Below are 2,751 nucleotides of genomic sequence, written 5' to 3' on the forward strand. Positions count from 1 at the left end.
GCGCCTTCGCGGGCCTGTTTGCGCCAGCCGTTTGCGCCAGCCGTGCACGATGTTGGCATTGATGCCATGCGACATCGCCACCTTGGCCACCGACGCGCCCGGCGCATCGCACTCGGCCCTGATCTGCGCCTTGAGCTCCCTGCTGTAGCGCTTCCGAGTCGCTGTCTTCTCGCTTGTCATCGTGTCCACTTATCTCGTACGTGGACACGATCGTTATCGCTGCGACCCCCTCATTCAAGACGGGTTCGCCGGACGCTTACCAAAGCGTGCCACGGCGGCCGCACGAGCGCCGTAGCGCAAGCAGACCTCAATACGAACGCGATCTGTCGAGGACAGGTGAGAGTATCGGATTCCCATTCGTGCAACTGCTCCTTGGAGAAGAAGTGTTGCACTTCAAATCTGAGGCGAAGCTGCAGCCTAACGTTCGACGTAAGGGGCGGCCGGCCTGCSGGACGTCCCCTTGACGGAGGGGTTAGCCCCGGCGGTGGCAGGCAGCAGCATGATCATTTTGGTGGGCTGCCTTTCCGACCGGAGGAGAAGATCGGTGGACGTCGTCGGCTCCTGAGACCGGAGGCTTCTGCTCTCTCGCGAAGATGGGCCGCGACCGCCCGCAGCCAAGTGCGGTGACTGACTTGCGGTTCTGGCCAGTAGTAACAACCGACCTCGACCAAAGCGGCGGACAGCACTGCGTCTTCCTCCATAGTAGCGGCTAGCGATTCGATTTCCTTCGCTAGAAGCACCAGATTACTGCCTGGTTCGCTCAGGAGGTATTCATCAACTACCGGCCACCAAAACGATGCAGTGACCTCCAGCGCGAAGGCGCCTAGCAGAGGACGAAGAGCCTGTGGAATCTGCATGGGGGGCTAACGTTCGACGTAAGGGGCGACCCGCTTGCGGGACGTCCCCTTGACGGAGGGGTTAGGCACCGGAGATGCGCCAACCGTGATGGACTGGCCGTGCAGTGCAGACGGACCCGARGAAAYTGGAGATGCTACTCGGCTGACMGRAGCCTGGCTATGCAGCACCGGGACTGCGGCTGCTTCGGTTTGGCCAGCCARCCAAGGCGGCAGAACCGRCCCAGTGGCAGCKCCCACCACAAGCTCCGGCCGTGACCGTAGGCACTGTTGAGCCGTGACGTRGCGCCAAGGCTTCAATCTCTTGACCAGCTTGGCAGGCGGAAGGCCGAAGCGACCGCTGACCGTGCGCTGGCCGCCGAAGGACGGACAGCCCRCGCTGACGCTGAAGCGAGCACGCCTTTCCCATGAGCACAAGGCGACGAAACCGAGGCCTTGAGAAGCTCGCATTGGCAGAGGACGCTTCAAGTGTATTGGCATCTTCAACCCGGCTGTGGGCCTAACGTTCGACGTAAGGGGCGGCTTGCGGCTTGCCGCAAGACGTCCCYTTGACGGAGGGGTTAGGCCGAGGCCCGCYGTGAGYAACGACCCTGCTCACTGTCCCTGAGGCGGCTGCCACAGYTCGACCTTGTTTCCCTCTGGATCAATGACCCAGGCAAACTTCCCATACTCGGATTCATCAATCTTCTCGAGCACGTTGCAGCCTTCTTCCTTCAAGAYCTTGACCAAAGCGTGAAGGTCTTCTACTCGGTAATTGACCATGAAGGAGGCAGAGCTTGGGGCAAAGTGATCACTKTCTTGCGGATTGATGCACCAAGCAGTTGTGCCTGYAACCGGYTTGCCTTGGGCATCAGTCCAATCGAAGGCAGCTCCGCCCCAGACTTGGACATCGATTCCAAGGTGCTGYTTGTACCAAGCCCGAAGAGATGCAGCGTCTTTGGCTTTGAAGAAGATGCCGCCGATGCCGGTGACTCGTTTCATGTGATTTCCAATGTGCGATGGTGGTGGGGGAGTGTATTTCTCGGCTTAACGTTCGACGTAAGGGGCGGCCGCAAGTGGGCGAAGCCCGCTTGTGGACGTCCCCTTGACGGAGGGGTTAGGCGCCGGCCTTGATGAACGTGACTCTGAGCTTGCCATTGACTACTTTCACATCGCGTAGTGCCAACCTTGCTAGAGCGCCTTTGGCGGTGCTGCCATCAATCGTGTAGATCGGATGAGACTGAAGTGCCAGCTTGGCAACCCCTGGCCCACGAAGTTTCACCACCTCAGCGAATTCTTCAGGGAAGCCGGTGAGTTCGAGATTCTTGATTTGTAGGTCATCAAGAAAGAATTTGCCTTCGTATTGCACATACCTCGGCCGGCCGGAGAAGCTCACGTGACCTGGCATCTCGCGATTACCGAGCGACACTTTGACATCAAAGTTCAGTCCGACTCGATCCTCGCCTTCCGTGAGAACGACGACGGGATTAGCGAGCTCTAGACAAGCGACGACGAGGCTACAGTGCTTTGAGGGGAAATGTGGCGCAATTCGGGCTTGCAGCTCCGGTTGACCAATCTCAAGAGACCCTTCCACAAGGCGACTACTGACCCACCAGGCGGCCAGGCCCAAGGTAACCAGCAAGATGACGAAGATAGTCCAGCGACGAGTCATGTTTTCTGGCGCTTAACGTTCGACGTAAGGGGCCTGCCAAAGGCAGGTCCCCTTGACGGAGGGGTTAGGCGTCGCCGTTGGCATTGGTTGCACCCTCGGGGGAATGACAGGCAACGCAGAGTTTGTTCCCATCTGGATCGCGGAAGTAGGCTCCATAGTAGTTGTCGTGGTACTCGGGCCTCAAGCCTGGCTTGCCCTCGGATAGACCTCCATTGGCCAGCGCCACTTCATAGGCATGGCGAACGC

5 protein-coding genes are annotated in these 2,751 nt (G+C 59.2%); all 5 read right to left on the reverse strand.

Annotated features, from left to right (window positions below):
- On the reverse strand, positions 1-180 hold a 180-nt coding region (locus AC1DYI_RS31775; RefSeq protein WP_477208103.1), incomplete at its 3' end, for a transposase.
- Positions 181-503: 323 nt separating this feature from the next.
- Complete coding sequence (locus tag AC1DYI_RS31780) at positions 504-857, reverse strand: contact-dependent growth inhibition system immunity protein (protein ID WP_477208104.1); 354 nt, start codon at positions 855-857, stop codon at positions 504-506.
- Positions 858-1,448: 591 nt separating this feature from the next.
- Positions 1,449-1,835 carry a VOC family protein gene (locus tag AC1DYI_RS31785; protein ID WP_477208105.1) on the reverse strand — a complete coding sequence of 129 codons (387 nt, stop codon included), beginning with the start codon at positions 1,833-1,835 and terminating at the stop codon, positions 1,449-1,451.
- Positions 1,836-1,950: 115 nt separating this feature from the next.
- Positions 1,951-2,505 (reverse strand): DUF1439 domain-containing protein, encoded by a 555-nt coding sequence (locus AC1DYI_RS31790; protein ID WP_477208106.1) that lies wholly within the window; start codon positions 2,503-2,505, stop codon positions 1,951-1,953.
- A 64-nt stretch (positions 2,506-2,569) separates the two neighbouring features.
- Positions 2,570-2,751: VOC family protein (locus tag AC1DYI_RS31795; protein ID WP_477208107.1), on the reverse strand; the 182-nt coding region annotated here is incomplete at its 5' end.

Source organism: Ideonella sp. P3_A4, from assembly GCF_056403075.1.